Below are 26,050 nucleotides of genomic sequence, written 5' to 3' on the forward strand. Positions count from 1 at the left end.
GGGCCATTCCTGATCCAAAAGAAAAGGGGCTGCCCAATGGCAGCCCCAAATCTTGCAGTCATCAGCGGTGGGCTTCCGGCAGATTGGCCTGTTTGGCCAATCGCCTGTCGCCTGATCCCAAATCCCAAAGGATTTGTGATTACATCATGCCACCCATGCCGCCCATGCCGCCCATGTCGGGCATGCCGCCACCGGCGCCTGCGCCGTCTTTGGACGGTTTGTCAGCAACCATGGCTTCGGTGGTGATCAGCAGGCCAGCAACCGATGCCGCGTCTTCCAGCGCGGTACGGGCGACTTTGGCCGGGTCGATCACACCAAAGGAGAACATGTCGCCATATTCTTCGGTCTGCGCGTTGAAACCAAATGCGCTGTCAGAGCTTTCGCGGACTTTGCCCGCAACCACAGCACCGTCAACACCGGCGTTTTCAGCGATCTGGCGCAGCGGCGCTTCGATGGCTTTGCGCACGATGACGATACCGGCGTTCTGGTCGGCGTTGGCGCCTTCCAGGCCTTCCAGTGCCTTGCCGGCCTGAACCAGAGCAACACCGCCACCGACGATCACGCCTTCCTGCACAGCTGCGCGGGTCGCGTTCAGAGCATCGTCCACACGGTCCTTGCGCTCTTTCACTTCGACTTCGGTCATGCCGCCGACGCGGATCACGGCAACACCGCCTGCCAGTTTGGCAACACGTTCCTGCAGCTTCTCACGGTCATAGTCAGAAGTGGTTTCTTCGATCTGCGCACGGATCTGGCCAACACGGGCTTCGATCTCGGCTTTCTCGCCTGCACCGTCAACGATGGTGGTTTCGTCTTTGGTGATTTCGATCTTCTTGGCGGTGCCCAGCATGTCCATGGTGACGGACTCGAGCTTCATGCCCAGATCCTCAGAAATCACCTGGCCGCCAGTCAGGATTGCGATGTCCTGCAGCATGGCCTTGCGGCGGTCGCCAAAGCCCGGAGCCTTGACAGCAGCAATTTTCAGGCCGCCGCGCAGTTTATTGACAACCAGAGTTGCCAGCGCTTCGCCTTCAACGTCTTCTGCAATGATCAGCAGCGGCTTTTGCGACTGGATCACCTGCTCCAGCAGCGGCACCATGGCCTGCAGCGAGGACAGTTTCTTTTCGTGCAGCAGGATCATGCAGTCATCAAGTTCTGCAATCATCTTGTCTGCGTTGGTCACAAAGTAGGGCGACAGGTAACCACGGTCGAACTGCATGCCTTCGACAACAGTGGTCTCGGTTTCCAGACCCTTGTTTTCTTCGACGGTGATCACACCTTCGTTGCCGACTTTCTGCATCGCGTCGGCAATCTGCTGGCCGATTTCAGCTTCGCCGTTGGCAGAAATGGTGCCAACTTGCGCAACTTCAGCGGAGTCTTTGACTTCGCGCGCCATGTCCTTGATGCCTTCGACGACTTTGGCAGTTGCCAGGTCGATGCCGCGCTTCAGGTCCATCGGGTTCAGGCCCGCTGCAACCTGCTTCAGGCCTTCTTTGACGATTGCCTGCGCCAGAACGGTCGCGGTGGTGGTGCCGTCACCGGCTTCGTCGTTGGTGCGGGAAGCAACTTCCTTCACCATCTGGGCGCCCATGTTCTCGAACTTGTCTTCCAGCTCGATTTCCTTGGCAACCGACACACCGTCTTTGGTGATGCGCGGCGCGCCAAAGGATTTGTCCAGAACCACGTTGCGGCCTTTCGGGCCCAGGGTCACTTTCACAGCGTCAGCCAGCACGTTCACGCCGGCCAGCATGCGGTTGCGGGCATCAGTGGTAAATTTGACGTCCTTAGCAGCCATTTGTCACTCTCCTAGAGAAATTCTGTAATTGTCAGCGATAGTTGGGATCAGAGCAGGCCTGCGGGCTTACTCGATGATGCCCATGATGTCGCTTTCCTTCATCATCAGCAGCTCTTCGCCGTCGACGGTCACTTCGGTGCCGGACCATTTGCCGAACAGGATGGTGTCGCCGGCTTTGACAGCCATTGCGATCAGCTCGCCGCTGTCTTTGCGCGCACCTTCACCGGTTGCGACAACTTGGCCTTCGCTCGGCTTTTCCTTGGCGGAATCGGGGATGATCAGGCCGCCAGCGGTTTTTTCTTCGCTTTCGGTGCGGCGCACCAGCACACGGTCATGAAGCGGTTTCAATGCCATCTTTGCAGCTCCTTAAAGGCTCAAAGGTTATTATCTTTTGCCCCGCTCCCTGGCGGGGCAGTTATCACTCACATCTGCTGAGTGCTAACGAGGGGAAGCTAGGAACGCCCCCGGTTCTTGTCAACACGGAATCTGCAAAAATAATGAGGGCACCTAACCGCCCAGGTTCCTGCCTTGCCCGCCGCCTTATGCAGCCGCGTCTTTCAGATGCGGAAAACTGTCCTTGAACTGGCCAAATCTATACGCGCAGCATGTTACAGGCTGGTAGCGCGCCGGGGCCTCCGGGCTGACGCAGACCGGCAGCGGCTCAAACCGGGCGCCCGCAGGCGATCCCAAGGCCGGTCAATGTCCGGTTCTGCCAATCCTGTCGCCCCTTGTGCAAAGCTGGCGCAGTCATCAGCGCAGACAAGGGCTTTCTCAACAGGAAAATGCGCCCCAATTGAAGTCAAACAATGTGTGTGTGCAAATTCACCTAAAACCAGATCGATCTCCGAGAATATGCATTACCCAGAACAGACGACCGACTGAAATTCACTCTTCCGTCCAGCTCTCAGCCCAATGCACCAGCCCGGCCCGGCCTGCGTCAGTCAGCTGGTAGACACCGGTCGCCACGCGGTCGAACCAGCCATAGTGATTATCAGCCATCAGCCGAGTAGCCCGTGCAACGCCGGTGGCTTCAGCCACGTCCCGGCCACGCGATGCACCGGCCTCTGCCAGATGCGCCGCGCAGACCAGGGCATCCTGGCGGTAGGCGGTCACGATTCCGTGCCGCGTGGCTCCGCCCGCATTGGGATCCCCCCGCAGAGCTTGGAATTCCCGCAAAAGCCGCGCCTGTTTCTTCTTCGATTTGCGCGGAGCGTAAGCTCCGGGATCGCAGTGCACCTCTGCCCGCCCGTCTGCCAGCACCGTGATCAGGCCCAGCCCCAGTCGTCGGCACAGGCCCAGATTGTCCTTCATCATCCGCCGTGCCTGCCGGCCGCCGGGGCGCGGCACTGCAATATAGACGTGATCTGTGACCGAAAGCCGGGCAATAGCCTGATGAAACAGCGACAGCGAGAACCTCAGCTTCAGCTCGACAATCACCGGCGGCTCAGCGCCGCGGACAGCCATCACATCAGCGGCACCCACCTCGCCCTTCACCGCATAACCCTGGTCCTCCAGCAGCGCCTTCACCGGCGCATACAGCTGATCTTCGCGCTCCATGCCCCATGACTGGCAGGAAGCGCGCGCCTTGGCAATCCACCGCCGGGTTTTACGGGGCAATGCAGGGTTTTACATTGCCGCCGCCCCTGCCCCGCCCTAGGCTTTTATGTTCAGGCCATAGTTCCAGCACATTGGGAAAGGGCACTTGATGAAACTGTTTGCACTGGCATTTGCTCTCCTGCTTCCGGCCTCTGGCCTATTCGCGGCCTGCCGCGGCATCGACTACCGCGACCATCTGCCATCCGCCACCCGGGCACAGCTGGACCGCGAAATGGCGGCCACTCCGTTTTCCGACGGCAACCACTGGGTCGCCACCAGGGGGAACCGCACCATCCATGTGATTGGCACCATGCACGGCGGCGATGCCCGCATGGCCAAGGTGATGCGCACCCTGCGCCCGGCGCTGCTGTCAGCACAGGCGATTTTTCTGGAAACCTCCGACCAGGATATGGAGCGACTGGACCGGATGCCAACGGCGCTGACTCGCAGCTTCCTGCTGCCGCAAGGCCGCGAGCTGCGGCACCTGCTGACGCCCGAGGCCTGGCAGCGGTTCAAACTGACCGTACAGGCCACAGGCGCCAACCTGGACAGCATGAACCGGATGCAACCCTGGGCCATCTCGATGTTCCTGGTGCAAAGCGGCTGCCGCCCCTACGGCTTTGGCCTGCGCCGCGGGCTGGACGACCGGATCGCCGGGTTTGCCCGCCGCAAGAAAATCCCGCTGGGGGCGCTGGAAACGCCGGAACAGGCGCTGGCAGCCATCTCTGGCATGCCCTTGCGGGATCAGGCCCGGATGCTTGAGCTGGAACTGCAGCTGGTGCAATCGGACATGCCCGAGGACGCCACCCCGGTTGAAGCTTACTTCGATCAGAGCGTCTGGACTTCCTTTGTGCTCGCTCCCTGGATCAGCGCCCGATACAGCAGCTTCTCTTACGCTGAAACCAAGCGGCTGTGGGCGCAATACAACCGCCGCCTGCTGGACCAGCGCAATATCCGCTGGATGAAGGTGATCGGCGGGGCGTCTCAGGACCGCTTTGTGGTCGCCGTCGGCGCGGCCCACCTGCCGGGGCGCAACGGGCTTCTTAACCTACTGAAGGCCAAGGGCTTCAGCCTCAGCCGGGCTCCGTGGTAGCTGCGCCGCAGCGGTAACCCGATTCACATTTCAGGATTTTCTTCATGCGCTTCCTTCTTGCCTTTGCCTTTCTTTTTCTGCCCGGGGCGCTTTGGGCTGCCTGCACCGGCACCGATCAACGGCTGGCGCTAAGCGCACAGGACAGGGCAGCCATCGATGCCCAGGTTGCCGCCACGCCTTTTGCCGAAGGCAACCACTGGATTGCCCGGCGCGGCAGCCGTACCCTGCATGTGATCGGCACCATGCACATCAATGATCCACGCCTTGATGCGGTTTCTGATGCTTTGGCGCCGGTCATTGCCCAGGCCGACCTGCTGCTGCTGGAAGGCACCAAGCGCGAAATGGCAGAACTGGTGACAGCCATTGGCCGGGACCCGTCGCTGACCCTGATCACAGAAGGCCCCAGCCTGATCGACCGACTGGAGCCTGCCGAATGGGAAAGCCTGGCCGCCACAGCGCGCGCCAATGGCGTCGCACCCTGGATGGCAGCCAAGATGCGGCCCTGGTTCCTGGCGGTTTCCATGGCGGTGCCGCCGTGCCTGCGGGCCTCGCCAGAAAGCACCAAAGGGCTGGATAGACGACTGGAACAAGCCGCGGATGAAGCCGGGACCGCAACCCGGGCGCTGGAAAGCCCGATGACCCTGTTCGAGGTGTTCAACAGTGAGCCGCTGGAGGAACAGGTCCGCCAGCTGCGCGCCTATCTGACTCTTCTGGGCGGCGAGCAGGACGCGGTTCACACCATGATCGAAAGCTACTTCGATGAACAGGCGCTGACCTATTTCACCATCTACCAGCGCGATTTTCTGCAATCGGATGCGCTGCCACCCCAGGAGACCCGCCGGATCTGGCAGGAGACGATGATGGCCCTGCTGGACAACCGCAACCGCGCCTGGATCCCGGTGATTGAGGCCGCAGAGGGTGACCTTATCGTGGTGGCCGCCGGCGCCCTGCACCTGCCGGGCGAGACCGGCGTGCTGAACCTGTTGCAGCAGGAAGGCTACAGCCTGGAGCGCGCGCCGTTCTGAGCCCTTTCAGGCACAAGGCCGCATTGCAGAAGCTGCGGGGTGACAAGCCTGCGCCCCAGCCCTATAAGGCGCGCAAATCTCCCCTTTCTGACCTTATGCAAAAACAGGACAGCCCCATGACCATCCAAGTTTTCGGCCATAAATCCCCCGACACGGACTCCACCGGCTCGCCCATCGTCTGGGCCTGGTATCTGAACGAAGTGAAGGGTGTGGCCGCTGCCCCCAAACTGCTGGGCGAGCCGAACACCGAAGCCGCCTTCATGCTGCAGCGCTGGGGTCTGGAAAAGCCGGAAATCATCGCTGATGTCGCCGATGACGCAGCTGTGGTGATCGTTGACACCAACAACCCGGCTGAGCTTCCTGCCAATATCAACGGCGCCGACGTGCAGGCGATCATCGACCACCACAAGCTGGTCGGCGGCCTGGAAACCAAAGGTCCGATCGACATCACCATCCGCCCGCTGGCCTGCACCGCCACCATCATGCACGACCTGATGGGCGCGGATGCCGCCAAGATGCCCGAAGCCGTCAAAGGCGCGGCGCTGACCTGCATCCTGTCCGACACGCTGGAGTTCCGCTCCCCGACCACCACCGCGCATGACAAGGCCGTGGCCGAAAAACTGGCGGCTGAGCTGGGTATCGATATCGCCGAATACGCCGCCGAAATGTTTGCCGCCAAATCCGATGTGTCCTCCTTCTCCGATGCGGAATTGATCCGCATGGATTCGAAAGAATACGAAGTCGACGGCACCAAGTTCCGCGTCTCCGTTCTGGAAACCACCGCGCCGGGCGTGGTGCTGGACCGCAAAGCGTCGCTGATGAACTCGATGACCTCCGTCGCGGCGGAAGATGGTGTCGATCAGGTGCTGCTGTTCGTCGTCGACATTCTGAACGAAGAAGCCACTCTGCTGGTCCCGAACGACCTGGTGAAAACCGTTGCTGCCAAGTCCTTTGGCGCCGATGCGGCCGGGGACACCGTGGTGCTGCCGGGTGTCATGTCGCGCAAAAAGCAGATCATTCCGAACCTCAAAGTCTGATCCCGCCCTTTTCGCAACCATAGAGGAGGCACCCCGCTGGGCGCCTCCTTTTTTGGTGGTGGAGACCAGCCCCCTGTGCCCGCGGCCGACGTCAGGCCCGATGAAAACCCTCTAAAGAAGTCTCAGCACCTGAACAAAATGGCAGCCCGCAATCATGTTGCACAGCCCGCCATCAGCACTGACCCGGCAGCTGCCGCAACTGCCGCAACTGCAGGGGTTTTTCAGCAGTTTGATTCAGGCTGAGCGGGGTTGCGGCTCTTCCTCATCGAACGGCCAGTCTTCGCCTTCATCGTTGAAGTCCTCCCAGCGCTCATTGCCCTGCGCCCCGTCGCCGAAGTCCGAAGATCCAGCCTGCGGCTCCGGCAGCGCACCGTGATCGAACCCGGTCACCTCTGCCGCCGCCGAGGGAGCCTGCAGACCGTCTGCACTCTGGGCCAGGTCACGCGGCTGGTTGTCTCCCAGCAGCACGAACTGCCCGACCATCCGGTTCAGTTCCACCGTCTCTCCGTTCATGGAGCGGATCGCATTGCCGGTCTGCTCCACCATAGAGGCATTCTGCTGGGTGACCGAGTCCAATTGCGAGACGCCGATGTTGATCTCGTTCAGCCCCTGCGCCTGTTCTGCCGACTGTTGGGAAATGCCGGCCACCAGCTCAGTGATGCGGCTGACCTGGCTGACCACGGTGTCCAGCGCCTTGCCCGCGCCATCCACCTTGTGCACACCGTCCTGCACATGGGACGAACTGGCGCTGATCAGAGTTTTGATTTCCATTGCCGCATCCGAGGAACGCTGTGCCAGCGCCCGCACCTCTGAGGCCACCACCGCAAAACCGCGACCAACCTCGCCGGCGCGGGCGGCTTCGACGCCCGCATTCAGCGCCAGGAGGTTGGTTTGGAAGGCGATGTCGTCAATAACCCCGATGATCTGGCCGATCTGGTTCGAGGAGTTCTCGATCTCATTCATGGCGGCAATGGCGCCCTCGACCACTTCGCCGCTGCGTTCCACATCGGCGCGGGCTGACTCGACGGCGCCTTGCACCTCCTGCGCATTGCTGGCCGAGGAATTGACGCTGGCGGTCATCTGCTCAAGCGCAGCGGCCGTCTGCTCCAGCGTTGCCGCCTGGCTTTCGGTCCGGGCCGACAGGTCCTCCGACCCTGATCCGATTTCCTCGGACTGCCGCTGGATGCGGCCGCCGGCCTGAACCACCTGGGCAATCAGCTCGTTCAGTTTGTCGACAGTCTCGTTGTAGTTCACCCGCAGGGGATCGTAGTCGCCAGTGAACGGCTCTTTGATCTGGTCACTGAAATCGCCGCGTGCCAACCGCTGCAAGGCGGCGCGAAGACGATCGATCACTTTTTCGCCTTCCTCCCGCAGCACATTCTGTTCGGCAAGCGCATCCACCACCCTGCCGGAGACAGCATCGATGTCTTTGGCGATTTGACCGAATTCATCAGACCGCATCCGGTCGGCGACCTTGAGGCCGAGATCCCCTTCTGCGACTTCCCGCAGCGCCGCCCGCAGCCGTTCGATGGGTTTGGTTATGGTCAGCGACACCCTGCGGGAGTTATGCGCCATGATGAGTGCGGCCACGGCAGAGATACCCAACATCAGATACAGAAGGTTCTGGTCGTGCTGACGGGCGCTCTCTGCTGTTTCTGCCGCAGACTTCTTGATGGCGGCACCCAGCACCACGAGCTTTTCCGTGACATTCGCGGAGTAGGACTGGAAAGCCGGCAGCGCATCGGTGGCGTCACCGGTGTTCTTGAACGCAAGCCCTGCAACCTCTGCAGCGGTCTCGTTGAACCCGTCGATTAACGGCAGCAGCGATGCCACCATGCGGCGGATGTCAGCCGGCAGCTCCAGCGCAAAAAGCGCATCCATCTCGGAGCGGAACTTGACCATATCCTTTTCCATCCGGGCGAGATGTGCCGCCTGGTCTTCGGCGGAACCTTCCAGCCCGAGCACAATGGCTGAGACAACCGCGGCCTCGATCTTGCTGTGCTCCATATCGGCAGTCAGCTCATGCCGGACCGCCTGGGTCACATTGATCTGCCGCTCCAGTTCCAGTTCGCTTTGGTGCAGGCTGTAGATGGCAACGCCGGCCAGGATAAGCACCGACGCCATGGAAACGACGGCAGAAAACAAAAGACGCGCCTTAAGCGTTAGTGTGCGAGACATGATACACTCTTTACATGGTTGTTTTGCCTGATCCAAAAGCAAACGGGTTAATTTTCCCGAAACATCAGCTCCAGAGTAATCTTTTTACGGTAGCTGCACTGTTGCCTCCGCCAGCTGGTGCCGATGCCGACCACTGGCCTTCTGCTGCCGTCTCTGCCATAGCTGCGCCAAGTGAATTATGCGCGAAGGCCCGGCCATGACCCAGATCATCACCTCCCTTTCCGACGTTTCCAGCCGCTACAAAGCGCTGTTCGTAGACCTGTGGGGCTGCGTGCACAACGGCATCACCGCCTTTCCCGAGGCGGTGGCAGCGCTGAAAGCCTATCGCGAAGCTGGCGGTATCGTGGTGCTAGTGACCAATTCGCCAAAACCGCGCGCAGGCGTTGCGGCACAACTGGGGCAGTTCAACGTGCCGGATGATGCCTATGACACGATCTCGACCTCGGGCGATAGTGCGCGCGCGGCGATGTTTACGGGTGCGGTGGGAAACAAGGTCTATTTCATGGGCGAGTGGCAGCGGGACGCAGGTTTCTTTGAGCCGCTGCATGTGATCCACGATCCGGTGGAAATTACCCGGGTGCCACTGAAGGAGGCCGAAGGCATTGTCTGCTGTGGCCCGTTCGACACCATGGCGGACCCAGAGGTGAACCGGGCGGATTTTCTGTATGCCAAGCAGATGGGCATGAAGCTGTTGTGCGCCAACCCCGACATCATTGTCGACCGCGGCGAGACCCGGGAATGGTGCGCAGGCGCGCTGGCGCGGCTCTATACAGACATGGGCGGCGAGAGCCTGTATTTCGGCAAACCGCATCCGCCGATCTATGACCTGGCCCGGCTGCGGCTGCAGGACGTGGCGCCGGGGATTGGTGATTCCGAGATCCTGGCAATCGGCGACGGGCCGCATACGGATATTGCCGGCGCCATGGGTGAAGGCATCGATTCCCTGTTCATCACCGGCGGCCTTGCAGCCAGAGAGACAAAGACATCGGTCCAGCCGGATGCGGATGCGCTGGCAGCATATCTGGCGCAGGAACAGTCAGCGCCGACATATGCCATTGGTTTCCTGCGATAAAATTGAAAATCTGCAAAGATTGAGGCCACTCCGGCCGTGCCACCCTGCCCGTTTCGGGCGGGGTTTTCTTTTGTCAGAAATCTCTTGATTTTCTGCAGTTGCAAAGTAATAAAGTTGCGCAATCAGGCATCTTGATGCGCAAAAGTTATAACGCCAGACGGTCACCCCATGTTTGCGGGACCAGGCGAACGGAGGATGAAATGTTGGACAACATGCCGCGTGGAACCATCTGCATCGAAGACATCGAGATGGGCATGGTGCGTTATCTGCGCAAGGTGATCACCGATGAAGATATCGAGAAGTTCGCCGAAGTCTCCACCGACCGCAACCCGGTGCATCTGGATGATGATTATGCGCAGGACACGATTTTCGAAGGCCGCATTGCACATGGGATGCTGACTGCCGGCCTGATCTCGGCGGTGATCGGCGAGCAGCTGCCGGGCCATGGCACCATCTATATGAGCCAGTCGTTGAAGTTCCTGGCGCCGGTGCGCCCCGGCGATCTGGTGCTGGCAGAGGTTGAAGTCACCGACATCGTGATCGAAAAGCGTCGCGTGAAGCTGGAGTGCCGCTGCATCGTGGATGGCAAAAAGGTTCTGGTCGGCGAAGCCATGGTGATGGCGCCATCGCGCAAGTTCGACTGAGCTGGCCGCAAAGCCTGGACAGGGGGCGCTGCCCCCTCGCGCCTTTGGCGCGCTCCCCCGGGGTATTTCGGACCAGAAAGAAGCGCATGGGGCAGGCTAGCCCCGCCCGCACAGCACTTTGAGCCGCCGGGGCCTTTGCCCTTGGCGGTTTTTTCTTGCCGTGACTGTAGTTCTGTTCGTTCCGTTCGGTTGTTGCGCTTTGGTCCCAATTAAGGGGGCGGCGCCGCCGGGTGGAGGTGGACAGACCCCGCCGGGGGCCTGCTCGGACAGGATATCCTGGACGACCCCCTTTTTATCAGGGCCGGTCTCCGGGTGTTGCCCATTCAGCCGCACAGATGCCTGGGCCTCGTATCATGGCCCCGCGCGCGGGAACCATGGCTGGGGGATCGCGATCATTTGGGAGTATGGCAAAGAGCCATGAGGATCGCGTGAAGGCACCGTACGGTGGGTGCGCAACACCTGTCGGCTCAGATCGCTTTCACACCGATTACACAGCCAATCCGTCCTATCCAAGGCGCTATCTCAAAGGAGCAAAACAGTTCCGCCCGCTCATTCCGCCGTCAAACAGAAAGAGTTTTCTTGGCAGATATCTGTGTCTAATCCGAAGACGCTGATCATCGTGTTGTTGATGGCATGAGGGCCGCCCTTGCCACTTGCAGCCATCGTGAAGATAACCCACTCGCGACGGCCGTTTGAATCTTCGACAAATGAATAGGAATGAGCCTGGCTGACAGGTGGCAGCAAGCTTAAGTCAATTACGCTGCCAAGTGACAGACCATCATCAATTGGCTTTCCGATGCCGGACCATACTTTGGACGCCTGCTGGAAAACCTTGTCGCCAAACGGCACGGTTTCCTGAACGCATTCTTTGACAAGCTGATTTGGTTCCTGTTCGGCAGCAAGGAGAAGCAATTTCGGTGCGGGACCTCTGGCAAGATCAGTTGGAACAAACTTATGCGGCCCGTCCATGATACGAAATTCCGGGCGAATCCGGATAGCTTCTTTGAGGAAGCCCTTGAGACGTTCCGCGTTCAACTGCGGGTACTGCGAGCACACAACAATGTTTCCGACCCTGAAACCGCTCAAATCAAACCGTGCAGTCAGCTCTGCGCGGGGCGATGTGGCCATCGCCGCCCACATCGCCAAGGCAGTCAGAACTTTCAATCGCACAATGTCGCTCCTTGGAATTGGTATCCGCATTGAAAATCTCTCTTCTTCTAGACCATTCCACCGAACTCGCACCAGCCTGAGCAGACACTGGTCCGGAACATGACGCTCTCCCACCCTCCCCCGCCACTGGCCGCTTGAACCGCCGCGCGGGTGCGGATAGGCATGCGCCATGCGTATCGTCAGAGATTATGAATTCGTCGAAGACCAGGACCGGGGCGCCACTGTTGCCATCGGCAACTTCGATGGTGTCCATCTGGGCCATCAGTCGGTGATCGAGCTGGCCCGCCAGGCCGCGCCGGGCGCGCCTTTGGGGGTGATGACCTTTGAGCCGCATCCGCGGGAGTATTTTACGCCGGATGCGCCGGCCTTCCGGCTGATGCGCGCCGAGACCCGCGCCCACCGGCTGGAGAAGCTGGGGGTGGAGCGGCTTTATGAGCTGAACTTCAACACCGCGCTGTCGCGCCTGACGCCGGAGGAGTTCGCCCGCGATGTGATCTCCGAGGGGCTGGGGCTGCGCCATGTGGTGGTGGGAGCTGATTTCTGTTTCGGCAAAGGCCGGAGCGGCACACCGGAAGACCTGCAGCGTTTTGGCGCCGCGTACGGCTTTGGCGTCACTATTGCGCCCTTGATGGAATATTCCGAGCACGCGGTCTCCTCCACTGCGATCCGCAATGCGCTGAGCGAGGGTCGGCCTGCGGATGCCAAGGCGATGCTGGGCCATTGGCACCGGATCGAGGGCACCGTGATCGGCGGCGAGCAGCGCGGGCGGGAATTGGGATTTCCCACTGCCAATATGTCGATCGACGGGCTGCACCAGCCGCGGTTTGGCGTTTATGCGGTGCTGGTGGATGTCCTGGACGGGCCGCATGCGGGCGGCTACCTGGGGGCTGCGTCAATCGGGGTCCGGCCGATGTTTGACGGCGAGGTGCCCAATATCGAGACCTTCCTGTTTGATTTCTCCGGCGATCTTTATGGCGCGACACTGTCGGTAGGGCTGATTGCGTTTCTGCGGCCCGAGATGACGTTTGACGGGCTGGATGCCCTGATTGCACAGATGGATGCGGATTGCGCCGAAGCGCGCGACATTCTGGCGGCGCTATGAAACCTGCAAAAGACGTCATCGACCGTACGGGCCTGGGCCAGCGCTTCTGGGAGAAGAAGCCGCTGGACAGATTGAGCCAGAAGGAATGGGAAGCGCTGTGCGACGGCTGCGGCAAATGCTGTCTGAACAAGCTGGAAGATGAGGAGACCGGCGAGGTTGCGCTGACCCGGGTTGCCTGCCGCCTGATGGATGACAGCACCTGCCGCTGTGCGCAGTATCCGATCCGCCATCAGTTCATCCCCGAATGCATCGTGCTGAAGCCTGAAAACCTGGACACCCATGCCTATTGGATGCCACAGACCTGCGCCTATCGCCTGTTGTGGCAGGGCAAACCGCTGCCCAAGTGGCACCCGCTGCTGACCGGCACGCCTGAAAGCGTCCATGAGGCTGGTGTTTCGGTGCGCGGCTGGACGGTGTCGGAGTTCGAAGTTTCCGAGGATGAGTGGGAAGACCACATCATCGACGAGCCCATCTGATAGTCTTCCCGCAGGAGTTTACCCCATGCATTTTGCCTCTGACAATTCCGGACCGGTTTCCCCGCAGATCATGGAGGCTCTGACCAGGGTGAACCAAGGCTATGCCATGGCTTATGGCGCAGACCCGGAGATGGAGGCGGTGACGGCGAAAATTCGGGAGATTTTCGAGGCACCCGAGGCTGTGGTCTATCTGGTGGCCACCGGGACGGCGGCCAATGTGCTGGCGCTGTCCACCCTGACGCAGCCCTGGCAGACGGTGTTCTGCGCAGGCCCAGCCCATATCAATGTGGACGAATGCAACGCGCCGGAGTTCTTCATGGGCGGCGCCAAGCTGACGCTGGCGACCCGCGCGGACAAGATGACGCCTGCAGATCTGCGCGCCGCCATCGAGGGCGAGGAGACCCGTGGCGTGCATGGGCCGCAGCGCGGGCCGGTATCACTGACCCAAGTGACAGAATTCGGCACCCTCTACGGCGTTCCGGAACTGGCAGAATTGTGCGACGTGGCAAAAGCTTACGGGCTGCCGGTGCATATGGACGGCGCACGCTTCACCAATGCGCTGGTATCTTTGGGCTGCACGCCTGCGGAAATGACCTGGAAAGTGGGAGTCGATGCGGTCTCTTTCGGCGGCACCAAGAACGGCTGTATGGGAGTTGAAGCGGTGGTCTTCTTTGATCCCGACCATGCGCAGGAGTTTGAATACCGCCGCAAGCGCGGCGCGCAGCTGTTTTCCAAGCACCGCTACCTGTCGGCACAAATGCTGGCCTATCTTAGCGATGATCTGTGGTTGGAAAATGCCCGCGCGGCCAATGCCAAGGCGACAATGCTGGCGGACGGTTTACGGGCCGCCGGGGCAGAGTTCAGCCATCCAACGCAGGCCAATATGATTTTTGCCGCCCTGCCCCGCGCCCGGCATAAGGCGCTGTTTGCAGCCGGTGCCGCCTATCACCTGTGGGACGGCGGGCTGGAAGGTCCGGATGAAGAGCCGGTGACAGCCCGTTTTGTCTGCGACTGGTCGCTTCCAGAGACGGATATCCAGGCGTTTCTGTCCCTGTTGTAACTGTCTCAAGGGGGCGCTGCCCCCGGCCCTTTACGGGCCTCCCCCGGGGGTATTTCAGACCAGAAAGAAGCTGAAAATCTCCGGCTGATTGCTGCCTTGCGCCCAAGAAAATGCATCCTCGCGCCGGATGGTGCCCCGGAGGATCTCTGTGCCTTCGGCCAAGCTGGGCGCGCCAAAGACGCCCAGCCTCATGACATCCTCTGTTCCATCGGCCAACATCCCGGTGGATCTGATCAAGGCGGCCCTGCCTAAACCCGGGCCGGGCCCTGACCTGCGGTCTGGAGGGGGGCGCCAGGGTTCGGATCTTCGCCTGCGGAGCGGCTAGGCTCGAACTCTCGAACTCTCGAACCAGCAGCGGCAGGCGGCCTGGGGCCGCATCCCGACCTTCGGACATGCCCGGCACCAGTTCCGGCAGCAGATAGGGCGCAGGCAGGCGCATATGAACGCCATCGCGCCTGGTGCGGCGTTCGATATCACGCCACAAATAGGTGGTCTTTTGCGGTTTTCCCTTGAAGGAGATGCCGTTTTGCACAGTCATCCGATGGCGCAGATTGAACTCCGAAAATCGGTTTCAGGCAGAATAGCCGATTGATGTTAGCTGCGCGCGCCCTGTTTAAAGACAGACCGAGCGCCCGTCATCGCCCCTGCGGCGCGTCGAAGCGGTGTTTCGAGCAGGGCGCGCGCAGCTTTTTCAGAATTTGCCGTTATCGTTCTTCCAGTCACTGCGCGGCGGAATGGTTTCCACCGTATCCCAGTGTTCTGCGATTTTGCCGTCTTCAAACCGGTAAAGATCATAAAAGCTGGTGCTGACGCCATTGCGCTGCCCCTCGCTGGCACAGAGTACGAAGTTGCCTTCTGCCAGCACTCGGTGGAGTGCCTGATACAGAGTAGTGGCTGTGCCGTTCACCGTATCCACCAGGGTTGAGCGCAGCGCGGGCAGCCCGTCGGGCAGATCCGGGCTGTGCTGGATTAGATCCGTGCGGACATAGTCCGGCAGGAGGTCCAGTTGCCGCCCAATCAGCACCTGTTCGGTGTAGTTCCGCGCCAGTACCCGGTTCTCCTCGGTTCGGTCGAGATCGGCAATTTCCGCAGCTCCATCCTGCATACTCCGCCCCGACGGGTTGGGGCCGCGCAAGGGCTGGATATTGTCCCAATGCTCCACTGCCTTCCCCTCCTCAAACCGGAACACCTCAAAGGCGGCGCGCAGGGAAGAGAAATCATATTCGATATGGGCAAAGGCAAAGTCGCCATCTTCAAACACCCGTTTGAAAGTGACTTTCGGGGAGGTTTTGGCAAGGCGGGCGAACAGCACCGCCAGCCCTTCGCTGCCCTCATGTGTCTGCGGGTTGTGCTGGATGTATTTGTCCTCGTTGACAACCGCGGCCGCAGCGGGGTCACCGGTCTCCAGACCCTTGAGGAGGGTTTTCAGCAGATCCTTCTTTGATGCCATGTGCACCGACTCCTTGATGCGGGTTGCGTTCCACCATCCTGCAGCAGCCATGGCGGCGGTGCAAAGGGTCAGATCGGCCGCCAGAAGCGGCACAGCAGCACAGCGGCTGCCGTCGGATGGGTGACCGGCCGCATTTGCGCGGTGCCCGGCACCGCACCAGGCACTGAACCGGACCAGCAGGCAATGCAGGGGCAAAGCAATCCGGAACCAATGCCCGAAATGCTTGGCAATACGCGCAAGGGGGCGCTCACCCCGCCTGACCTGACAGATGCGCGTCCAGATCCGCGAGCCGGTCCTGCCCCCAGAACCGGGTGCCGTCCGCAGTCACCCAGAACGGCGAACCAAAGACGCCGACACTGACAGCATCCTCGAGGTTTTGCGCATAGGTTTCCGCGCCGGCCAGGAGTCCGCTGTCAACCAGCGCTGGGTCAAAGCCGGCGCCCTTTAGACAGCCGCGTATGACCGCATCGTCGGCGATATTCTTTTCTTCGGCCCAGCAGGCGCGGAGAATCGAATGCACCAGATGGCCCATGTCGCCGCCGCCAGCAGCCTGCGCCGCGATGATGGCGTAAGACGATGGAGCGGCATTGGTGGGCCAATGGGCAGGTTTCAGATTGAGCATCATGTCCAGCCTTGCCGCCTGCCGCTCCATCTCGATCAGCCGGTATTCCTGGCGCGACGGGTGGCGCTGGCCCGGCGGCACGCCGCCGGTGCGGGCAAAAAGCGTCATGATGTCCAGCGGCCTGCAATTGATCTCCGCGCCGTGGCGGGCGGCAATCTCCCAAGGCCTTGTGCCGGCCAGATATGCATAGGGAGACAGGGTTGAGAAGTAATAATCGAAAGCTGCCATTGGTTGTTTCTCCCGCTTAGAACTTTGCGCGAGAGTAAGTGCATGATAAGCGGGGTTCAATATCACGAATCTGACACATTGCCATTGCTGCCTGGGGATATCAGCCAATGCCGACCTTGAACGAACCCAAGCTTATCGCTGGGAACGCCAACCTTCCTCTTGCCCAAGCCATTACCCGCCGCATGAGCCTGCACCGCGGTGTCGATCAGGGGCTGGTGGATGCCCGCGTCGAGCGGTTCAACGACGGGGAAATCTTCGTCGAAGTCTATGAGAACGTCCGTGGCGAGGACATGTTCATCATCCAGCCGACCTCCAACCCGGCTAATGACAATCTGATGGAGCTGTTGATCATCGCCGACGCGCTGCGCCGCTCTTCGGCCCAGCGCATCACCGCTGTGATCCCCTATTTCGGCTATGCCCGCCAGGACCGCCGCACCAAGGCGCGCACCCCGATCTCGTCGAAACTGGTTGCCAACATGCTGACCGGTGCGGGCATTGAACGGGTGCTGACCATGGACCTGCACGCCGCCCAGATCCAGGGGTTTTTCGATATTCCGGTGGACAACCTTTATGCTTCGCCGATCTTTGCACTGGACGTGAAGGACCAGTTCAAGGACCGGATGGATGAGCTGATGGTGGTGTCGCCCGATGTGGGCGGCGTTGCCCGCGCGCGCGAGCTGGCCAAGCGCATCAACGCGCCGCTGTCGATTGTCGACAAGCGCCGCGAGAAGGCCGGTGAAGTGGCCGAGATGACCGTGATCGGTGATGTGAAAGACAAGATCTGCCTGATCATCGACGACATGTGCGACACCGCCGGCACCCTGTGCAAGGCAGCGCAGGTGCTGCTGGACAACGGCGCCAAGGAAGTGCACGCCTATATCACCCACGGTGTGATGAGCGGCCCGGCGGTGGAGCGTGTCACCAATTCGGTGATGAAATCGCTGGTGCTGACCGACTCGATCCAGCCGACCGAGGCCGTGGCCGCCGCGCCCAATATCCGCATTCTGCCGACCGCGCCGCTGTTCACCCAGGCGATCCTGAACATCTGGCACGGCACCTCTGTGTCGTCGCTGTTTGAGGACAAGACACTGGTTCCGATCTACGAGAACCTGTATTCCAACGGCGGCTGAGTTAGCCCCGCTTCCCGGACTTCAGAAAGCCCCGCCTTTTGCGGGGCTTTTTATTCGCGCAGTGTCGCAGCGGTGTCTGCCACCTCGCCACTGCCGAAAACCCAAAGCAAATTTCCACCCAAGACTGCCAGCCGCTGATCACCGTGACCTAAATGCGGTGGGAAAATGGTAACTCTTTGCCTCCATGCACGATCGCAACGTCATGAATTTCAATGCTATGATAGGCGGTTACATGTTTTTGCCATTTGGCGCCGAAACTGCGGAACCAGATGCTCACATTTTGGCAGCCAACCTACGGCCAGCCATCGCCACTTTTGCCACTGTTGCCGGTGAGAGTGTCATGGTCTGCCCCGCCTTTCACAAAGCCGGTGTCGGGCCCACCGTGCAATGTGGCGTTACTGTCCCTGACGGTGCCCTGTGACAGTCTTCAATCCACATCCCAGTCGTCGGCATACGGCAGTTCGCCGATGGCCATCCATGTGGCGCGCAGACGGGCGGCGCGGCTGTCGGCCCAGGTTCGGAAAACAATATCAAAGCCCTGGCAGGTGATGTTCTCTGCCACCAGTTCAGCCCGAATGGCTGCCGACGTGTCCATGTCCCAGAGCGACACCGATACATGCACTGCCGGCGGACGGGCAAAAGCCGAGGAAAACTCCACCCCCCGGCGCCGCATGCGCGGGCCTGAGCCGGTCCACATCTCGCCGCCGCTCTCGAAATCCGAGAAGACTTCGGTATCGCCCTGTTCGACCCCGGTTCGGGGATTGCGCAGTCTTTTCATTCCGGCTCCCAAGCGTATTGCCTGCCAATCAGAGTAAGCCATACAGCAGGGAGTTCTAGAAACCAGTCCTTTCCGCAGCTGGCCTGTTGCTGATCGACCTCTTGGCCGGGCGGAGGTCTTTTGCACGGGTGTGCTGCCGCCCCCCCACCAGATGACATTTCGCAAGCGGGACAGCTCTCTGAAAGGCAAACTGGTTTGCGATTGGGGTCTGAGCGATGTTTGAATACCCTCAAATCATCCTCCCAGTGTCCAAACCGGCGGCAATGAACATCATCAGGGCGAAACAGGCTGCCAGGGAACAGGGTCAGCTTTCTTCCGAGGCGAGCGCGGTGCTGAGTTCAGTGATTTGTTCCAGCCGGGTGGAAATCCGGTCCTGGAACACGCCCAGTTCATCGATGATCGAATTCAGCGATTCCCCGACATTGCCCAGCCGCGCGCATTCGATCTTGCACAGCACACGGGTCGTTGTGAGCGCCATGAAATGCCGGTGCAGGGTCTGGCAGGCTTTCTGGATGCGGTCGGCCTCAAACCGGATGTCCTGCAGGCTGCGCCGGGCCTTGCCGAACTGTTCCTCTGTCAGTTGGTTCAGAATACCCTGCTCATGCGGGATATCGACCGCAGCAACGGTGCCTTCCTGCTCCAGCTGGCGGGCGCATTCGGTCAGAATTCGGGCCAGGCCCTCAACAAAAGTGGCGGCTGTAACCGTGCCTTTGATCGCACGGAAGTTGCTGTCCTTGCCCCAGACATGGGCTTCGAACCAGTTCGACATATCGCGCGACATCGCGCTGTAGTTCTGGGACAGGACCGTCACCGGGCCACCCGCAGGTTCAATCCGCGAGGCAATGACCCGCAGATTATGCGGAATGGTGCGCATGGATTCGAATTCCTGCACCAATGCCTCGGTTTCCTCAAACAGCTGGCTGGCGGTGCTGTGCATTTCACGATGAGCTGCCAGCCGCGGACAGGCCGGGCGGTTCAAGCCCACATCGCGGGCCAGCAGTTCCTCCGCCAGAGCGTGACCTGCAAAATCATTGTAGGTGGCAAAGCCCAGCTCCTTGAGGCGGGCCAGCAGCCGTGCAGCGCTGGCCGATGGATTCAGCTCCTCTGCCTGCTCTGCCTGGCGCAAGGTCGCGTATTCCTGCACGACTGTCTTGAACAGCGGGCTGGTCGGCTTGATCCGGGCAGACAGGTAGCCGCCGTCGCAGGGCGTAACCACCGCAAAGACCCAATAATAGCTGCCGTCCTTGGCGCGGTTTTTGACATAGGCACCGACAGTGCCGCCGGCGTTGATGGTGTCCCACAGGATCTGGAACACGGCGCGCGGCATATCCGGGTGGCGGATGATCTTGTGCGGGGCGCCCAGAAGCTCCTCCAGCGGGTGTTTGGCAACCCGGCTGAACACGGCATTCCCGGCCGTAATCACACCGCGGGTGTCGGTGCGGGAAAAGAACACTTCATCAAGGGCAAAAGCCGATTCCCGGCCATTGGATTGAGCAGCCAGAGCGCGGTCTTCAAAGGACACGTTACGGTTCCTGTTAGTGGTTGTCTCGTACAAACCCTGTTTTACTGGTGACTGCTTTTCAAATTGCTAATGCGGGGCGGGCCATACATGTTTTTCCGCCCCGTGGCTGCCCGGTTCAGGCAGCGGTCCCCTTTGCCTGTTCCTGATCCTGTGCAGGAACGCATCCGGGAGCCTCCAGCGTCAGGCCAAGGCTTTCGCAAAGCGGTAGGCGGCGGGCGGCGAAATGGCTCGCGCGGGCGCGCAGCAGTGCCAGGTTTTCCTCTTCCGTCTCCAGCACCCGGCCCTCGTGCTGCAAGCGCTGGCCCTGCGGGGCCAAGATGCGCCAGGCCAGATCCGCCCATTCTGCAGGCGTTTCCAGCCCTTTGCTGCGGGCCAGAAGGAACAGCTGTTCAAACCGGTCCAGTTCCACACCGCCACCAGTGACAGGAGAGGCCAGATGACGCAGCACATCGCTTTCCTCCGCGCGTTTGCAGATCGCCAGGTTGAAGGCACGGCAGGCCGCGGCTCGGCTCTCCAGCCCGTCCAGCGGCAACGCAGGGGCGATTTGGCCGACGCCTGCCAGCACCGTCAGCATCCGGGTGATATCCCCCCACTGCATCGTGCCGAACGCGCCCTGATCCAGCAGGCTGCGCACGGTGGCGGGACCTTGGGCAAGCGCCTGCAGAACCGGTGCATACTCTGCCTGATCCAGCGGCACATCCTGACCACGATGATGGAATTTGAGCACCCCGCCGCTGTAGGGTCGGGTCAGTGCCAATGTGGCGGCGAACCAGGCTCCGACTTCACCCCGCGGGGTATGGGCGCGCCCGCCCTTGACAAAAACGTCGCTGCGGAAGTGCTCGTCCAGCAGAACGTCACGCAAGCCTTCTCGGCGGACCGGGTCGCCTTCCTCATCCAGCAGGGCCTGCTGCTGCGGCGTGAAACGGACACAGTCCAGATTGTCCAGCAGGCTGACAGAACCTGCAAAGCTGAGCTTGGCCGAGCCCAGCTCAGCCGCCAGATCTTCAAAGAAGAAAGGGGTCCAGTCCTTGTTGAAATACTCATGCGCCGTGTAATTGTCAGGCATAGATGCCAGATGATCGAGGCGAGCGGCAGCCGCCGGGTTCTTCCCGAAGTAGCCGCCACCGGCACCGGCCAGACGGCGGGCAAACCCCATCGCCTCGCTGATCCGTTCCGGCAAGGTGCCCCTGCCCTGTTCTGCCCGGCTGGTGAGAATGCGGCGCAAGGGGACAGAAGCCGCCCAGCCCGGCTGCGTATTGCAGCTGACATAGACAAGACCGCCGGGTTTCAGCCGGTCGGAAATGAAGTTGAGAATATGCTGGCGGTTTTCCTGCGAGACCCAGCTGTAGACCCCGTGCAGCGCGATGACGTCGAAGGCGGCCGGCAGGCCCGAGGTTTCGCCAAAATCCTCAAAGCTGCGTTCGTGAAAGCGGATGTTGTCCAGCGCAGCCTCCTGCGCCAGTTCGCGAGCGCCCGCAATGTGGGAGGGGCTGAAGTCCATCGCGTGAAATTCAATATGCGGATTGGCGGCTGCCAGAAGGTTGGCGGAAAACCCCTGGCCGCAGCCCAGTTCGCAATAGGTAAGCTGGTCGCCATCCAGCCCGTGCCTGAGCCCCTGGCGCGTTGCAGTGAAGCCCAGCAGCGACGGTGTCAGCTGGCGATGGAAGTCATAGGTATAGTCGATGCCGGCGACATAGCCGGAAGTCCAGTTTGTCACGGAAAATCCTGCAGATTGGGAACATGTCATGCAGGGCAATTTCGGAAAATTTTGTAAGAATTGGGTTAAGAAGCGCAGGATTTTCCGCGGCGCCCGGTCTCGGGACGCAGGCACAGTGCCTTCCAACTGTCGGCAAAAAGTTTTTCGTAGTTATGAGTGCTGCCTGGCCTGCAGGGGCGCGGCGGGGCTGCAAAGAGGTCTTCCAATGCGTTCTGCCAGGACTTGTTTCCCAGGCCGTCGACCAAGGTGGCGCCTTGAGCCACATGGTCCGTCAACCCATCGGCATCACTGACAAGCAGCCTGCGCCCCGCAGCCAGGGTTTCAATTGAAACCAGCCCGTAGGCCTCCCACCGTGATGGCATCATAACCGCATCAAGATCGGCCATGGCTTCCACCGGGTTGGCGGAAAAGCCTTTGAAAAGGATGCGGGGGTCGCCAGCGGCGAGGCTGCGGAGCGATTGCTCTTCCGCCCCTTGCCCATAGATATGCAGGACAGGACCCGGGCCGCGAATGCCGCGAAAAGCCCGGATCAGAATATCAAAGCCCTTTTGCGGCTCCAATCGCCCAATGGCTCCGATTGTCAGCACTGCGCCCGCCGGAGGAGCCAGTTTCCGGAAACCGGACAGATCCACGCAGGACGGAATGACATGCAAGGCGCCCGGCCGCACAAAGCCCTGTCTTCGCAGCCACTGGCCTTGTGCGGCGCTGACGGCAACAACATCGTGGAACACAGCATACGAGAGCTTGAGAAGAGCTTCGAACCGCCCTTTGCGCCTGACATTCAGGGCAGTGAAATTTCGGGTGTAACTGTGCTCAACGTGAACAAGCCGGGCCGTGGGGTTCAGGGCTCGCAGGGAGACCAGATAGGGGAGAAGGCGCCAGCTGATCGCAAGATGCGATATGATCACATCCGCCTCGACCCGCGCCGCGCAACGCTTGTTGCGGTTCAATTCCAGCAAGCTGTGGTTAGCCGCCTGCGCCAGATCCGGTGTTGTCATCATGTGGTCGATAACGCGCATCACGCCGCCGGCAGTGGTGTCGTCGACCAGGTGGGTTACGCGGACAGGGTTCATGACATGGCCTCAGGCCGGGTGGTCCGGGCGGCCAGTTTCATTGCTTTGCGCAGGGGTTTCGGCCCAGAGATGGCAAGCAGCGCAGTTGCCGCCAGCGTTGCCCCCGATTTTAACGGTTCCTCCCAAAGCGGCCGCCGGGCACAGGCAAGCCATGCCCTGGCAAGATGTACGGCACGGCGGCGGTCCAGATCGCTGATGGCGCGCCGGTTGAGGTAACGGAGCTGATAGGCCCGTGCCACAACCGTTTCTTCAGCAAAAAACTTGGGACTGATCCGGGACAGCTTGCTCACCATCCGTTCCCATGCAGCAAGCTGGCGGTCTGTCGCCGCCGAAAGCCCGCCGGAATTGATCCGGTAGCGTGTGAGCAGGCCCGGGATTCCTTCGAAGGCCCAGCTGGTTGTCAAGGCAATCCGCAGCCAGCACTCGATGTCCTCGGATTGGCGGAATGTTTCATCAAAATACCAGTCGCGTTCGGTTTCGGACCGGGGTCGGAAGGCAATTTCGTCAAACACTGCCCGACGGATCACGGCGGCAGATCCGTTTCCGACCGGGTTGCGTTTAAAAATATGCCCCGCATCAACATTGTGCAGCCTTGGCCGCTGCGCCTGGCCTGTCAGCACGCCGTCTTCCGAAATCAAGGCGGACCCGGCATAGCTGATCCCCACCGTAGGGGAGGCCGCCAGATGGCAGCGATGACAGGCCAGCTTTTCAGGCTCCCACATATCGTCTGCGTCGCAAAAGGCCACGAGATCCCCCTTCGCCCGGGCAATCCCTGTATTGCGCGCCCCGGCCAGGCCACGGTTCTTCTGGTGGATCACGTGGAAACGCGGATCACCACAAAAACCAGCAGCGATGGCGGCGGTTTTGTCAGAGGAACCGTCATTGACAACAAGGACCTCAAAGTCTGTACAGGTCTGACGTTGCAAGGAGCAAAGCGTATCAGCGAGAGTTTTCTCGGCATTGAAAGCGGGAACGACAATCGATGTGAAGGCCATGGATGAGTACCTCGGAAAAGTTAGCGGGAAAACAAGTTCCGGCGCATCTGCCGGGGCAGGACCGGTGCCAGCAGTGAGCCAGCTAATGTCAGGCTTCCGCGGCGGAACGGGGAAAAAAATCCGCGCGGGCTTTTGAAAATGCCGCACACGGCTTGTTTCAAGGCAAAAGCCGGAGGCCCATTCAGGCGGAGCGCCCGGCGGGCAAGATAGCGGTGATGAATGGCATGCGCGGCGGCGCTTGGAACCACGCCAAAGCGCGCAGCGGTTGCAATTGCCTGTTCACGGCCTGCCCGCATTGCCTCAAGATCCGACGACAGACCGCCAACAGACGTGCGGTAGTAGGTATGCAGGCTGTCTATTCCGATCACCCGCGCACCGCTGCCGACCAGTCGGATCAGCCACTCCAGATCTTCATTATGGACCATTGTTTCGTCAAAGCCGCCGGTTGCGGCAAAGACGCTGCGCCGCACGGCAATGTTCGACATCGTGCAAACCGGGTTTTCCCCCAGCAGCATGCCGATTGTCACATCGCGACCGGGCACCGTTGAAAACACATGGGCATCTGAAGGTGCTGTGCGGAAAAAGCCGATCCGACCATAGGCACCGTGCACCGAAGGATCCTTGAAACTGCTTGTAAGCCCGGCAAGTTTCCCGGGATGCCAAATGTCGTCTGCATCGCAAAATGCGATCACGGCGCCTCGGGCGTGTTCCATCGCGCCAAAATTGCGGGCCGCACTGGGGCCTTTCCCGGGGTTGCAGACCAGCCGGATCCGGGTATCCGACCGGCCCGCGTGCGACACCAGGGAGCGGGTCTCGTCCGTTGACCCGTCATCAACCACGATGGCCTCCCAGTCGGTGCAATGTTGGGACTGAAGCCCCGCCAGGGTTGCCAGGATCGTGGTGGCAGCGTTGAAGCTGGGGATGACGACGGAGAAAAAGGGCATGTCTCAAACCTCTGCGGTGCGGTGGCGGAAGGCCGTGGAGAGGGTCGGCAGCGATGCCAGGGTCATCATCAGCGTGGCGACCGTGGCATAGCCGGCGGCAACGGCTGTCAGGCCGTAGGGGGCAAGCAGGCAGGTGTTCAGGATCAGCGCCCCGGTGGTGGCAAGCGTGACCCGGAATTCCTGCCCAGGTCGGCCGTTTGCCCGCAGCCAGCCAGCGGTGGCGGACCACAGCGTAGTCGGGATCGCCACAAGGCACAGGATCGACACCACGCCGTCGATGCCTGCCCAGCGCGCCCCGAACAGGACTGGGACATAGAGCGGGGCCAGCAGCGATTGCGCGATGACGGCCGGTGCGATGATCGAAACCGCCAGCACCACGCTTTGGCGCAGCGCCTGCAGCTTGTCGGCGCTGGCACAGAGATGCGGAAACAGAACCGTCGAGAAAGCCACGGTGAAGGAGTTGGACAGGCTGAGACCGGCATTGAAAGCCATGAAGTAAAGGCCCAGCGTCTCTGCCCCCATCAGCGCGCCCACGACAACCTTGTCTGCCTGCAAGCGCAGCGCTTTGACCAGTTCGACGCCCAGAACCGCCCATCCATAGGACAGGAACGGGCGCAGCGGCGCATGCCCCTGGGACGGATCGGGGCGCCAGGGATGCAGGCGGCGCATGGCAATCAGCCAGAGCAGCGCTGTCAGCAGCCGCGGCAGCACCAGCACAAGAGCCGACGGCCAAAGCAGCGCCAGCACAACCGACATCAGGTTCGAGGCCACGATCTGCGCACCCGAAATGGCGGCAGTCTGGCGCAGCTTTCCTGCTCTCATGGCAAGGCCTGCCTGCACCAGACCGGCGGGCATGAACAGGTATTCACCCGCCAGAATAAGGATCAGTGCCAGCAGCATTTCGCTGCCGCCGTTGGCATAAAGTACAATTCCAACCAGCGACTGAAACAGAAACAAGCCGGTGCACCAGACCCAGAAAATGCGGTGTGCAGTTGCGCAAATCTGCTGCAGCTGAGCCTGCGGCGCCGCGATGATCTTTTGAATGACGCCGTTTTCCGTCAGCGATTTGACAATGTCAGCGACAGCCAAAGCAGCCGCAGCTATACCGATCTGATCCAGGTCCAGCGTGCGGGCCACAGCGACAACCACAAGAAGCCGCGATATCTTGGCAGCCGCTTCTGACGCACCATAGGCAAAGAGGTTCTTTGTGAAGCAGGGAATGTGCAAAGTGCGAGGCATCGGGACCTGTCCATAATGTGTAGGATCAAGTCATACCGGGCAGACGCACCTGCCGTCCCTTGCCCCCCGGGACAGGGCATTGGTGCAACAGAACTGGCACATATCCC

General features: G+C 60.9%; 25 protein-coding genes. 11 read left to right on the plus strand and 14 right to left on the minus strand.

Features of this window, described 5'->3' with window-relative positions; translation table 11 throughout:
• Nucleotides 1-139: 139 nt before the first annotated feature.
• The 3 genes from groL to ACP151_RS09220 form a co-directional block, all read right to left on the minus strand.
• Complete coding sequence (groL, locus tag ACP151_RS09210; RefSeq protein ID WP_424978594.1) at nt 140-1,792, minus strand: chaperonin GroEL; 1,653 nt, start codon at nt 1,790-1,792, stop codon at nt 140-142.
• Nucleotides 1,793-1,858: 66 nt separating this feature from the next.
• Entirely contained in the window at nt 1,859-2,146 is a 288-nt protein-coding gene (gene groES, locus ACP151_RS09215; RefSeq protein WP_424978595.1) for a co-chaperone GroES, read from the minus strand.
• A gap of 531 nt (nt 2,147-2,677) precedes the next feature.
• Nucleotides 2,678-3,349, minus strand: a complete 672-nt coding sequence (locus ACP151_RS09220) for a DUF2161 domain-containing phosphodiesterase (protein WP_424978596.1) — start codon at nt 3,347-3,349, stop codon at nt 2,678-2,680.
• A gap of 148 nt (nt 3,350-3,497) precedes the next feature.
• Between ACP151_RS09220 and ACP151_RS09225 the strand changes: the two genes are divergently transcribed.
• The 3 genes from ACP151_RS09225 (at nt 3,498) to ACP151_RS09235 (ending at nt 6,543) form a co-directional block, all read left to right on the plus strand.
• Nucleotides 3,498-4,481 carry a TraB/GumN family protein gene (locus ACP151_RS09225; protein ID WP_424978597.1) on the plus strand — a complete coding sequence of 328 codons (984 nt, stop codon included), beginning with the start codon at nt 3,498-3,500 and terminating at the stop codon, nt 4,479-4,481.
• Between the two features lie 44 nt (nt 4,482-4,525).
• On the plus strand, nt 4,526-5,506 hold the full coding sequence (locus ACP151_RS09230; RefSeq protein WP_424978598.1) for a TraB/GumN family protein: 981 nt from the start codon (nt 4,526-4,528) through the stop codon (nt 5,504-5,506).
• 116 nt (nt 5,507-5,622) lie between these two features.
• A complete protein-coding gene (locus tag ACP151_RS09235; RefSeq protein WP_424978599.1) occupies nt 5,623-6,543 on the plus strand; it encodes a manganese-dependent inorganic pyrophosphatase in 921 nt (306 codons plus the stop codon).
• Nucleotides 6,544-6,777: 234 nt separating this feature from the next.
• Here the strand turns inward: ACP151_RS09235 and ACP151_RS09240 are convergent, their stop codons facing one another.
• Entirely contained in the window at nt 6,778-8,721 is a 1,944-nt protein-coding gene (locus tag ACP151_RS09240; protein WP_424978600.1) for a methyl-accepting chemotaxis protein, read from the minus strand.
• Between the two features lie 196 nt (nt 8,722-8,917).
• Here ACP151_RS09240 and ACP151_RS09245 point away from each other — a divergent pair, with 196 nt between their 5' ends.
• Together ACP151_RS09245 and ACP151_RS09250 are read left to right on the plus strand one after the other, a co-directional pair.
• Complete coding sequence (locus ACP151_RS09245; RefSeq protein WP_424978601.1) at nt 8,918-9,793, plus strand: TIGR01459 family HAD-type hydrolase; 876 nt, start codon at nt 8,918-8,920, stop codon at nt 9,791-9,793.
• A gap of 200 nt (nt 9,794-9,993) precedes the next feature.
• Entirely contained in the window at nt 9,994-10,437 is a 444-nt protein-coding gene (locus tag ACP151_RS09250) for a MaoC family dehydratase (RefSeq protein ID WP_424978602.1), read from the plus strand.
• 549 nt (nt 10,438-10,986) lie between these two features.
• On the opposite strand, the gene ACP151_RS09255 is transcribed toward ACP151_RS09250, so the two are convergent.
• Nucleotides 10,987-11,607 carry a hypothetical protein gene (locus tag ACP151_RS09255; protein ID WP_424978603.1) on the minus strand — a complete coding sequence of 207 codons (621 nt, stop codon included), beginning with the start codon at nt 11,605-11,607 and terminating at the stop codon, nt 10,987-10,989.
• A gap of 169 nt (nt 11,608-11,776) precedes the next feature.
• Here ACP151_RS09255 and ACP151_RS09260 point away from each other — a divergent pair, with 169 nt between their 5' ends.
• From ACP151_RS09260 to ACP151_RS09275, 4 genes are all read left to right on the plus strand, one after another.
• Nucleotides 11,777-12,709, plus strand: a complete 933-nt coding sequence (locus tag ACP151_RS09260; protein WP_424978604.1) for a bifunctional riboflavin kinase/FAD synthetase — start codon at nt 11,777-11,779, stop codon at nt 12,707-12,709.
• On the plus strand, nt 12,706-13,185 hold the full coding sequence (locus ACP151_RS09265; protein WP_424978605.1) for a YcgN family cysteine cluster protein: 480 nt from the start codon (nt 12,706-12,708) through the stop codon (nt 13,183-13,185). The genes ACP151_RS09260 and ACP151_RS09265 overlap by 4 nt, the downstream gene beginning before the upstream one ends.
• Nucleotides 13,186-13,210: 25 nt before the next feature.
• Nucleotides 13,211-14,245: a threonine aldolase family protein gene (locus ACP151_RS09270; protein ID WP_424978606.1), complete on the plus strand. Its 1,035-nt coding sequence runs from the start codon at nt 13,211-13,213 to the stop codon at nt 14,243-14,245.
• 439 nt (nt 14,246-14,684) lie between these two features.
• The gene (locus ACP151_RS09275) at nt 14,685-14,837 is read left to right on the plus strand and encodes a hypothetical protein (protein WP_424978607.1); all 153 of its coding nucleotides are present in this window, start codon (nt 14,685-14,687) and stop codon (nt 14,835-14,837) included.
• Between the two features lie 99 nt (nt 14,838-14,936).
• Here ACP151_RS09275 and ACP151_RS09280 read toward each other — a convergent pair whose 3' ends face one another.
• Together ACP151_RS09280 and ACP151_RS09285 are read right to left on the minus strand one after the other, a co-directional pair.
• Complete coding sequence (locus tag ACP151_RS09280; protein WP_424978608.1) at nt 14,937-15,695, minus strand: nuclear transport factor 2 family protein; 759 nt, start codon at nt 15,693-15,695, stop codon at nt 14,937-14,939.
• Nucleotides 15,696-15,942: 247 nt separating this feature from the next.
• Nucleotides 15,943-16,545, minus strand: a complete 603-nt coding sequence (locus ACP151_RS09285; protein WP_424978609.1) for a 2-hydroxychromene-2-carboxylate isomerase — start codon at nt 16,543-16,545, stop codon at nt 15,943-15,945.
• 107 nt (nt 16,546-16,652) lie between these two features.
• Between ACP151_RS09285 and ACP151_RS09290 the strand changes: the two genes are divergently transcribed.
• Both ACP151_RS09290 and ACP151_RS09295 read left to right on the plus strand, forming a co-directional pair.
• On the plus strand, nt 16,653-17,675 hold the full coding sequence (locus tag ACP151_RS09290) for a ribose-phosphate pyrophosphokinase (protein ID WP_424978610.1): 1,023 nt from the start codon (nt 16,653-16,655) through the stop codon (nt 17,673-17,675).
• Nucleotides 17,676-17,859: 184 nt separating this feature from the next.
• A complete protein-coding gene (locus ACP151_RS09295; protein WP_424978611.1) occupies nt 17,860-18,096 on the plus strand; it encodes a hypothetical protein in 237 nt (78 codons plus the stop codon).
• A gap of 6 nt (nt 18,097-18,102) precedes the next feature.
• Here ACP151_RS09295 and ACP151_RS09300 read toward each other — a convergent pair whose 3' ends face one another.
• The 7 genes from ACP151_RS09300 to ACP151_RS09330 all read right to left on the minus strand — a co-directional run bounded on the left by ACP151_RS09300 (nt 18,103) and on the right by ACP151_RS09330 (nt 25,943).
• Nucleotides 18,103-18,453 (minus strand): H-type lectin domain-containing protein, encoded by a 351-nt coding sequence (locus tag ACP151_RS09300; RefSeq protein ID WP_424978612.1) that lies wholly within the window; start codon nt 18,451-18,453, stop codon nt 18,103-18,105.
• Nucleotides 18,454-18,757: 304 nt separating this feature from the next.
• The gene (locus ACP151_RS09305; RefSeq protein ID WP_424978613.1) at nt 18,758-19,975 is read right to left on the minus strand and encodes a PAS domain-containing protein; all 1,218 of its coding nucleotides are present in this window, start codon (nt 19,973-19,975) and stop codon (nt 18,758-18,760) included.
• A 115-nt stretch (nt 19,976-20,090) separates the two neighbouring features.
• Complete coding sequence (locus tag ACP151_RS09310; RefSeq protein WP_424978614.1) at nt 20,091-21,692, minus strand: class I SAM-dependent methyltransferase; 1,602 nt, start codon at nt 21,690-21,692, stop codon at nt 20,091-20,093.
• Nucleotides 21,693-21,757: 65 nt separating this feature from the next.
• Nucleotides 21,758-22,765, minus strand: coding sequence for a glycosyltransferase (locus ACP151_RS09315; RefSeq protein WP_424978615.1), 1,008 nt, complete (start codon nt 22,763-22,765; stop codon nt 21,758-21,760).
• A complete protein-coding gene (locus tag ACP151_RS09320; protein ID WP_424978616.1) occupies nt 22,762-23,760 on the minus strand; it encodes a glycosyltransferase family 2 protein in 999 nt (332 codons plus the stop codon). Before ACP151_RS09320 ends, ACP151_RS09315 begins: the two co-directional genes overlap by 4 nt.
• 20 nt (nt 23,761-23,780) lie before the next feature.
• Complete coding sequence (locus ACP151_RS09325; protein ID WP_424978617.1) at nt 23,781-24,704, minus strand: glycosyltransferase family 2 protein; 924 nt, start codon at nt 24,702-24,704, stop codon at nt 23,781-23,783.
• A gap of 3 nt (nt 24,705-24,707) precedes the next feature.
• Nucleotides 24,708-25,943 (minus strand): oligosaccharide flippase family protein, encoded by a 1,236-nt coding sequence (locus ACP151_RS09330; protein WP_424978618.1) that lies wholly within the window; start codon nt 25,941-25,943, stop codon nt 24,708-24,710.
• Nucleotides 25,944-26,050 lie beyond the last annotated feature (107 nt).

Source organism: Leisingera sp. S232 (assembly GCF_049800895.1).
GTDB lineage: Bacteria > Pseudomonadota > Alphaproteobacteria > Rhodobacterales > Rhodobacteraceae > Leisingera.

Coding starts and splice junctions, on each gene's coding strand:
- groL (WP_424978594.1), bottom strand. CDS start 1,792: ATGGCTGCTAAGGACGTCAAATTTACCACTGATGCCCGCAACCGCATG.
- groES (WP_424978595.1), bottom strand. CDS start 2,146: ATGGCATTGAAACCGCTTCATGACCGTGTGCTGGTGCGCCGCACCGAA.
- ACP151_RS09220 (WP_424978596.1), bottom strand. CDS start 3,349: ATGGAGCGCGAAGATCAGCTGTATGCGCCGGTGAAGGCGCTGCTGGAG.
- ACP151_RS09225 (WP_424978597.1), top strand. CDS start 3,498: ATGAAACTGTTTGCACTGGCATTTGCTCTCCTGCTTCCGGCCTCTGGC.
- ACP151_RS09230 (WP_424978598.1), top strand. CDS start 4,526: ATGCGCTTCCTTCTTGCCTTTGCCTTTCTTTTTCTGCCCGGGGCGCTT.
- ACP151_RS09235 (WP_424978599.1), top strand. CDS start 5,623: ATGACCATCCAAGTTTTCGGCCATAAATCCCCCGACACGGACTCCACC.
- ACP151_RS09240 (WP_424978600.1), bottom strand. CDS start 8,721: ATGTCTCGCACACTAACGCTTAAGGCGCGTCTTTTGTTTTCTGCCGTC.
- ACP151_RS09245 (WP_424978601.1), top strand. CDS start 8,918: ATGACCCAGATCATCACCTCCCTTTCCGACGTTTCCAGCCGCTACAAA.
- ACP151_RS09250 (WP_424978602.1), top strand. CDS start 9,994: ATGTTGGACAACATGCCGCGTGGAACCATCTGCATCGAAGACATCGAG.
- ACP151_RS09260 (WP_424978604.1), top strand. CDS start 11,777: ATGCGTATCGTCAGAGATTATGAATTCGTCGAAGACCAGGACCGGGGC.
- ACP151_RS09265 (WP_424978605.1), top strand. CDS start 12,706: ATGAAACCTGCAAAAGACGTCATCGACCGTACGGGCCTGGGCCAGCGC.
- ACP151_RS09270 (WP_424978606.1), top strand. CDS start 13,211: ATGCATTTTGCCTCTGACAATTCCGGACCGGTTTCCCCGCAGATCATG.
- ACP151_RS09275 (WP_424978607.1), top strand. CDS start 14,685: ATGAACGCCATCGCGCCTGGTGCGGCGTTCGATATCACGCCACAAATA.
- ACP151_RS09280 (WP_424978608.1), bottom strand. CDS start 15,695: ATGGCATCAAAGAAGGATCTGCTGAAAACCCTCCTCAAGGGTCTGGAG.
- ACP151_RS09285 (WP_424978609.1), bottom strand. CDS start 16,545: ATGGCAGCTTTCGATTATTACTTCTCAACCCTGTCTCCCTATGCATAT.
- ACP151_RS09290 (WP_424978610.1), top strand. CDS start 16,653: ATGCCGACCTTGAACGAACCCAAGCTTATCGCTGGGAACGCCAACCTT.
- ACP151_RS09295 (WP_424978611.1), top strand. CDS start 17,860: ATGCACGATCGCAACGTCATGAATTTCAATGCTATGATAGGCGGTTAC.
- ACP151_RS09300 (WP_424978612.1), bottom strand. CDS start 18,453: ATGAAAAGACTGCGCAATCCCCGAACCGGGGTCGAACAGGGCGATACC.
- ACP151_RS09315 (WP_424978615.1), bottom strand. CDS start 22,765: ATGAACCCTGTCCGCGTAACCCACCTGGTCGACGACACCACTGCCGGC.
- ACP151_RS09320 (WP_424978616.1), bottom strand. CDS start 23,760: ATGGCCTTCACATCGATTGTCGTTCCCGCTTTCAATGCCGAGAAAACT.
- ACP151_RS09325 (WP_424978617.1), bottom strand. CDS start 24,704: ATGCCCTTTTTCTCCGTCGTCATCCCCAGCTTCAACGCTGCCACCACG.
- ACP151_RS09330 (WP_424978618.1), bottom strand. CDS start 25,943: ATGCCTCGCACTTTGCACATTCCCTGCTTCACAAAGAACCTCTTTGCC.